The organism is Deltaproteobacteria bacterium (assembly GCA_005879535.1).
Lineage (GTDB): Bacteria > Myxococcota > Myxococcia > Myxococcales > 40CM-4-68-19 > 40CM-4-68-19.
On record VBKI01000002.1, the window covers coordinates 424 to 7,907 of the forward strand.

A 7,484-nucleotide genomic window follows, 5' to 3' on the forward strand; every position below is an offset into this window, starting at 1 on the left:
CTCCTGGTACACAACAGCCGAGTGGGGGATGGTCGATTCCTCGCCGTTGTCGGGAGCGCCGATTGCGGGTGCCGTGAGCCTCCCTTCACAGCGGTTCGTGAGCACGCTCGCCTTGGAAACGATGCTTGATCTCTCGCATAGATTTTCGTCCCGGTGGCGCTTTTCAACGAGTGCCGGTTTTCGCCGCAGCGGCGGGCTCGGATACGACGCCGTCCGGGTCCTCCCTCGACAGATGGGGCCGGCGGCGACCGCCCGGCTTGAGTGGGACGCGACTCGCACGAGTCTTCTAAGCGTCGTCGCCGATGTGGCGGAACACCGCTTCTCCGCCAGACAATTCGGCGCGCTTTCGAGCGTTCTTGCCGCATGGACTGTCCACACTTCACGTCAGGTCGTGGTTGAAGCCGCCGGCGGCGGAGCTGTCTTCCGGAGCCTGGATGGTCGGTTCACTGAGTACCCTGCGGGACTGGTTGGCGTTGCCGTAGAAAACCGCCCGCGCGAGGATCGCGTGCTGCGCGGCTCCCTGCGCGCGCGCCTCGTACCTGCCATCAACCCGTTCGTGGAGCAGGTGACGGAAACGCTCCGCGGCGAGGCAACCGCGGCGCTGGCGGACGGCAGATTCCGAATACTCGCGGAAGGGAGCAGCGGATATGCAGTGCGTGGTGCCGACCGCGGTGCGCGGGACGTTCGCTTTGGAGCGCGTTCAGCCTGGGATCTCACGCGCACGTGGAGCATCGAAGGCGGGTTACGTACCGTATGGACGAATCAGGCGCCTTTCCGCGGCTGGCAAAGCGAGGCACTCGTCGGAGTCCGGTGGGGCGATGCCGGCTCGCTTTAGCAGTCGCCCGCCTGTGGCAGGCGTTCCGTAGCGGGGCAAAAGGTCCGTACTGATCAGTGATTTGGGCGCTGTTTGTCCTCGTGCGCTGGTGCCAGGGCCACGGCGTGAGGCGCTAAGTCGTAACGGACCGTGTTGCTTACGCTTCGTTTCAGCGCATGCTTGATCGTACACTCAGTGAAGCTTCGCTCCTGACGGAGAGGTTGGCTTGCCGGACACATTCCTCGATCGAGTCGCTCAGAAGACTGCTTGCGTGGGCGTCATCGGGCAGGGCTACGTTGGCCTTCCTCTGGCCCTCGTCTTCCAGGAGGCCGGGTACAGGGTCACAGGATTCGACGTCGATCCGATGAAGGTTGCTGCGATCACGCGCGGCGAGTCGTTCATCAAGCACATCGGACCTGCGCGTGTCGCGAAGGCGGTGCAGAGCGGCAGGTACAGCGCGACCACGGATTTCGATCGGCTGTCGGAGTGCGACGCAATCGTCATCTGTGTTCCGACGCCGCTCGGGAAGCATCGCGAGCCGGATAATTCGTTCATTCACGCGACCGCGCGCGAGATCGCTGTGCGGCTCCGCCGCGGCCAGCTCGTGGTCCTCGAGTCGACAACGTATCCGGGAACGACTGACGAGGAGGTTCGCCCGATCCTCGAAAGTGGTGGTTTGCGCTGTCCGCAAGATTTTCTCCTGGCCTTTTCGCCTGAGCGGGAAGATCCCGGTAATGAAAGGTTCTCCACGCGGAGCATACCGAAGGTGGTCGGCGGCGTGAATGAGCCGTCCACGAAGGTGGCTGCAGCACTCTACGCCAGCGCGCTGGAGCACGTGGTTCCAGTCTCGAGCTCGCGTGTTGCCGAATCGTGCAAGCTTCTCGAGGACGTGTTCCGGTCCGTGAACATTGCGCTGGTGAACGAGCTCAAGACGATTTTCGACCGCATGAACATCGACGTGTGGGAAGTGATCGAGGCGGCGAAGACGAAGCCATTCGGGTTCATGCCATTCTACCCCGGCCCGGGGCTCGGTGGTCACTGCATCCCGCTCGACCCTTTCTTTCTTTCGTGGAAGGCAGCAGAGCACGGGTCTTGGGCACGGTTCATCGAACTCGCGGGAGAGATCAACACCCGTATGCCGCAGTACGTGGTGCACAAGGCCATGCTTGCGCTCAACGATCAAGGGAAGGCTCTGAAGGGCTCGCGGATTTGCGTCCTCGGTCTCGCGTACAAAGCGAACATCGACGACGATCGCGAGTCGCCATCGTATGAGATCATCGAGTTGCTGCGTGAAACGGGCGCCCATGTCGAATACTGCGATCCTTTCTTCCCGGTCGCGCGGCATACGCGCAAGCACGGCGACCTGCAGCTACGCTCGATCGCCCTGAGCGCGGAATCATTCGCAGAGTTCGATGCACTCGTGATTGCCACAGCGCACGAGCAGTTCAAGAAGGGTGAGCTGTACGAACATGCCAAGCTGGTGATCGACACCCGGAATCTGATCGCTTCGCTTTTTGGCGAAACCCCGCCGATCCCAACTGTGAAGGCGTGAGTCTCGCCCGCTGCATTCTGGTACGGTCCTGTCCTGCATGCGCATCGTGGCCACCGGCAGCGCCGGGTTTTCGGCTCACATCTTTGCGAGCCGCTCGAATCGGCAGGACACGACGTCATCTCCTTCGACAACTTCTTCACTGCGAGCAAGGAGAATGTCGCTCGAGTCGTCGGGAACTGTCGTTTTGAGCTCCTGCGTCACGACGTGATCGAGCCGATTCTCCTCGAAGTCGATCGCATCTACAACCTCGCTTGTCCCGCCTCGCCGGTCCACTACCAATACAATCCGGTCAAGACGGTGAAGACCAACCTGATGGGCACCCTCAACATGCTCGGTCTCGCCAAGCGCGTGTCAGCGCGAATCCTGCAGGCGTCCACTTCGGAGGTGTACGGCCACCCGCATGTCCATCCGCAGCCTGAATCGTACTGGGGCAACGTCAATCCGATCGGGATCCGCAGGTGCTACGACGAGGGGAAGCGCCTCGGCGAGACGCTGATGATGGACTACCACCGTAGCGTCGGCCAGATAGTGCTGAAGCGAGTGCAACGAGTCTGACGATGCATTCACAACAGCGGCACAGCGGACGGTAGGCCCGGCGCCGTCGCTGCCGGGGTGGCGACGCCGGATCAGCCGAAGCCCGCTATGGCGAGTGAAGGTTATGCCGCCAGACGTTCACGTAGATAGGGCAGGACGTCTCGCCACCGTCCGTGTACCCGGAGCGGCCATTCAGGACCTCGAGCACCGGGACGAAATCCATCCAGCGGGGATCGTCATGATTGACGTCGCCGACCACGGCGTGGCCGATCTCGTGCACAAGCACCGTCTCCTCCACGCAACGCCACGTCCCAAGGCCCGGGTCGCGAGTGGTGATATGGATGGCGCCGGATTCGAAACAACCCAAGGCGGTCGTCGAGATGTTGCAGGTCACGTACTGGTTGTCTTCGAGAAAGATCGTCGCGCCATCGATGTCGTCCCAGCTTCCGCTCCAGAATCGAAGGGCGGCGTCGATCGTGCTCTCGATGCGGCCAGGGAAGTCGGCGCTGTGTACGAACGGCGCCGAGGTGTTCAGGACGATCCCCACTCCCCGCACCGTGAAGTCGGGTTTCCGTTGGCCGCACCCGGACAGAACGAACGCAATCGTGAGTAGTGAACTCGATAAAACTTGGCGCGTCACGGTCCTCCCACCCCCGTAACCGCCAACAGCATACTGCAAAAATGCATGTAGTCCAACGTGCCGAGCTGGAGTCCCATCACCCCAATTCCAGAAAACTGCAACGATTACGGGCAGCTAGCCCGATGCGCAAAAGGTCCCGCAACTGACGAGAGCTGCATTCGTCGAATCCGTGCAGCTCTCGCGTTGGAAACCAATCGCTCGCGAACAGGCCGCGCACCCCGGCGCCTTCCGCCGCGAGTTCGACGGCCGCTTGCCGCTCGCGGCGATCAGCTGACGAGACGCGCTATGGCGCGCTCGGAAGAAAGGCACTTCTCCGCTGCCCCGCCTAGCGTGGCCTCGATCCGCGTTTTTGTTTGAGCGCCCGAAGAGCGGATTCGTGCTGCCCGTACGACCGATGGGATCCGTTCAGCCTCAGCGCTGAAATCGACCGCATGTTTGGCGCAAATGTATTGGGTGAGCTTGCCCCGGTTTGCGACGCCAGCGGAACCCAGGCCTTTGCCGCGAACGTGACCACCGCCTGCGGAACGTTCCCAGCGGGAGGCTGATCCGGATAGCGGGCTCCCCGCGCCTCACGAGAGGTTCCGCGTCAAGGCCGGCTCACCCAAGTTGACGCCCGTGGAATCAACGCGGCTGCTGTGATCGGCTCGCCGCCGCGCGTTTGAGCAGGTCGACCACGGTCCGGGCGATGGTCTGCGCGTTGAAGTGCGCCTCGACGCGCCTGCGTCCCGCCGCTCCCATCCGCAGGCGTAGCCCCCGATCCGCCCGGAGCCGCCGGATGCGATCGGCGAGGGCCGCGAGATCGTCCCTGGGAACCAGGTAGCCGGTCTCGCCTTCCTGCACCACCTCGGTCACGCCCCCGGTAGGCGTCGAGATCACCGGCAGGCCCATCGCCATCGCCTCCAGCGAGGCGATAGCGTGGGAATCGGCACGGGTGGGGAGCGCGTAGAGGTCCGCTTCCCGCAGCAGCGCAACCATCTGCGGCGAATTGGTGGTGATCCCCTCGAACACCCGGATGTTCTTCGCCGCTGGTCCCTTGTAGGCGTGGGTGACGAAGTTGAACTGCACGTCTTCGAAGGCGGGCTCCTGCGCGAGCTTGACCAGCAAGTCTCCTCCCTTGCGGGTGAAGTCGGCCCCGATGAACAGCAGCTGGAGCCGGCGCCCGGCCTCCGATCGTCCCTGCCGATCCGGAGCGACATAGGTCGCCAGGTCGATCCCGGGAGGGACCACCGTGATGCGGTCCGGCTCGATGCCGTAATCGTCGATCAGCGATTGCCGGCAGCTCCAGGAGAGCGGCAAGAGATGGAATGCCTTGGCATAGACGCGGCGGGTGAGCTCCTGCTTGAGTCTTGCGCTGAGGCTGCGCGGGTCGAATCGGTGCACCGTGTACCAGAGACCGTTCCGGGCATACCAGGGCGGGGTTCCATCCATCGCCACCACGTACGGGACGCGGCTTCGGAACCGCCAAAGGAACATGCAGATGGTCTGTTGAAAGAACCAGGCGGCGTCGAACCGGCCACCTTGCCGCTCCAACTTGCCGATTTCCCAGCCGGTAAGCAGAGAATTCCGGATCGTGCCCGGGAGCAGCGAGCGACGGGGGCGCCGATCGAGCCGCTTGCTCTCCGCGTCCATCTCCACCCCCAGCCAAGCGGAGCTGACGTCCGGCCGGCCGGAGATCTGGTCCTCCAGGTTTTTCAAAATCGTCGCGTTCCCGCCGGCCATGTAGGCAGCGAAGAGCAGCCGCGGATTCATTCCGGAGCCTGCAGGGGCTTCTCCGGCGCGCGCAGCTTCCGCAACCCGTCGCGCCAGTTGGCCGGAAGCCTGCTCCATAGATGGCGGGCCAGTCCCGCCGAGACAAGCCCGTGGGTCCTCCGCTGGTGCAAGAACGCGATCCGCTCCCGCTCCAGCCTGCGCCGCAGCGACTCTTCGAGGAGAGCGACGAAGTTCTTCGCTTTCGCCGCGCGCGCCCCACTGCGGAACATCAAGAGCGCCCAGTTAGGCACGTCGACCGCGCCAAACTGGTATTTGTAGCGCACGGAGCCGCGGAGGAAGTCGAAGACGCGGACGCCCTGGGGAACCAGCTCTTCCATGCACAGGCAATGCAGGACCAGCCCCGGCGAGTACTTGAGCGCCTCGCCTGAGTTGCGGAGGCCGCTCAGGTAGAAGGAGACCTCGTCGCGGTGCCTGAAGTTGCACGCTGCAGCCACCCGTTCGCCATCGAGGCGCAGGAAAGTGAGAAAGAGCCACCCCCGGTCGAAAAAGGCCCGCGCGACCGCGCGCTGGAAGGCCGCGACGGTGGGCTCCGCGAAGACGCCCTTTTTGCCTGCGCTCGTCCACCTTTGCTGGTGCATCTCCATGAACTGTTCGATGTCGGCCTCGACCCGGTCGAAGGTCCGGCTCACCTCCAACTCCACGCGAAATCGTTCGCGCATCTGACGCATCCGTTTGATCAGGTGGCGCCGCCGGATGCCGCCGAACGACTCGAGCGTCTCCTTCCAGGTGTCCTTCAGCAAGGTCCGCGGGCATTGCTCGACCACCAACGTCCTGCCCTCGAACCCGTGCGCGCACAACGCGTCGAATAGGGGAGATCGCGTGGCCGACCGGTCGGGAATGTCGCTGAGCAGGAGCATGTCGAAAGAACTGGCTTGTTGCGCCAGGTGCGCAGCGATCCGGGCGCAGCAAGCGGCCTCGAGCCCCGTGCGCACCAGCAGGTCGAGGTAATCCGACATTCCGGTGCCAAGGAAGACGAGACGGCGCAGGCCAAGCATCGGCGCGATCGGGATCGCCTCGACGACGAAGGGGGCGATGGCGACCACCTCTCCTTCCGCCTCCAGCACGACTATGTGAAGGCTCCTCGAGTTGACGTTCTCGCCGAAGTGCGCCCACCAGGTGCGTTGCCATTCGTAGGACTGGAACACAGAGGCGCCGGTCCGTAGGTGCAGGTCGGACCACTTGGACCGCAGGGCATCCAGCCCTGCGGTGGACGTGACCACCTTCAGGTCGAGCTTGGGCCGGCCGAGGCCGATCGCCGCGACCGGCCCTTCGACGCGCGCGGTTCCGGCCGGCGGCCGCTCTCCCCCCATCGATTCCGTCATGGTCCCCTGGCCAGGCGCGAGGCACCGGGCTCTGCTTTCGTACGCAGGTGCAACGAATCCCAGCCCGGCGCGCGCTCACGCGTGAGTTCCTGGGCGGAGCCGACGCGCTGGTGAACGACCCCACTCAGGATGCCGCCGACGCGCTCACGCACCGTCATCGGTGGGCTCTCACTTCCGCGGTCGAGCGCAGGAGCGACGTCCTCTTGCCGCGTCACCACCTCTAGACGCAAGTCGACGCCGTCACGATCGATCGATTTGCGCACGCTTCCTCCATGTTCCGCGAGAGTCGTGTCCCGAACTCGTCCCAGGAAGGCGCAAGCGGCAGCAGCCAGCTGTAGACCTCGCCCTTCCAGGCGGCAGCGTAGGGCTCCACGACCGCCGCGCTGCGGGCGTGGATTCCCGTCCACCGCATCCAGTCCCACAGCAGATGCGACGTGCGCACGTAGGCGAGGATCTCGCGGTAGACGGTCTCCTCGTGCCCGCTCCGCGCGCAGACGCCACACACTTCCGTGATGTTTGGATCGGCGCCGATGAATTGGCGACTGCGCATCCGTAGCGGTCCGGCACCCGGACGTTCGGGGATCATCATGGGAGCAACGCCGATCAATCGGTGCGAAGCATCCCTGACGGCGAGCATGAACATTCGATCCCGGACCGCCGCCCGATTGGAGCTCAGGTGCCGCCACCAACACTGGACCCAGTCGCTGTTAGCGAATGGGAGCGGCACCGCGAGGCGCTCGTCGAGTTCTCGCCATTCCGGTTCTAGCAATTCAAGCTGGTCGATGGTCGTCAGCAACTCGACGGACATGTGCCCGACGCTTGTAGCGCATGGATCCGACGTTTGTCGATACT

Annotated in this window: 6 protein-coding genes and 1 pseudogene; 3 read left to right on the plus strand and 4 right to left on the minus strand. The window is 64.1% G+C overall.

Annotated features, from left to right (window positions below):
- Nucleotides 1-97 precede the first annotated feature (97 nt).
- The 3 genes and pseudogenes from E6J58_00035 (at nucleotide 98) to E6J58_00045 (ending at nucleotide 2,921) form a co-directional block, all read left to right on the plus strand.
- Complete coding sequence (locus tag E6J58_00035) at nucleotides 98-835, plus strand: hypothetical protein (GenBank protein ID TMB44592.1); 738 nt, start codon at nucleotides 98-100, stop codon at nucleotides 833-835.
- A gap of 205 nt (nucleotides 836-1,040) precedes the next feature.
- Complete coding sequence (locus E6J58_00040; GenBank protein ID TMB44593.1) at nucleotides 1,041-2,366, plus strand: nucleotide sugar dehydrogenase; 1,326 nt, start codon at nucleotides 1,041-1,043, stop codon at nucleotides 2,364-2,366.
- Between the two features lie 37 nt (nucleotides 2,367-2,403).
- A pseudogene (locus E6J58_00045) lies at nucleotides 2,404-2,921 on the plus strand (NAD-dependent epimerase/dehydratase family protein).
- A gap of 85 nt (nucleotides 2,922-3,006) precedes the next feature.
- Here E6J58_00045 and E6J58_00050 read toward each other — a convergent pair.
- The 4 genes from E6J58_00050 to E6J58_00065 form a co-directional block, all read right to left on the minus strand.
- The gene (locus tag E6J58_00050) at nucleotides 3,007-3,540 is read right to left on the minus strand and encodes a hypothetical protein (GenBank protein TMB44594.1); all 534 of its coding nucleotides are present in this window, start codon (nucleotides 3,538-3,540) and stop codon (nucleotides 3,007-3,009) included.
- Nucleotides 3,541-4,161: 621 nt separating this feature from the next.
- Nucleotides 4,162-5,367, minus strand: a complete 1,206-nt coding sequence (locus E6J58_00055; protein TMB44595.1) for a glycosyltransferase family 4 protein — start codon at nucleotides 5,365-5,367, stop codon at nucleotides 4,162-4,164.
- A complete protein-coding gene (locus E6J58_00060; GenBank protein ID TMB44596.1) occupies nucleotides 5,286-6,632 on the minus strand; it encodes a GNAT family N-acetyltransferase in 1,347 nt (448 codons plus the stop codon). Before E6J58_00060 ends, E6J58_00055 begins: the two co-directional genes overlap by 82 nt.
- A gap of 220 nt (nucleotides 6,633-6,852) precedes the next feature.
- Nucleotides 6,853-7,182 (minus strand): hypothetical protein, encoded by a 330-nt coding sequence (locus E6J58_00065; GenBank protein ID TMB44597.1) that lies wholly within the window; start codon nucleotides 7,180-7,182, stop codon nucleotides 6,853-6,855.
- Between the last annotated feature and the right edge of the window lie 302 nt (nucleotides 7,183-7,484).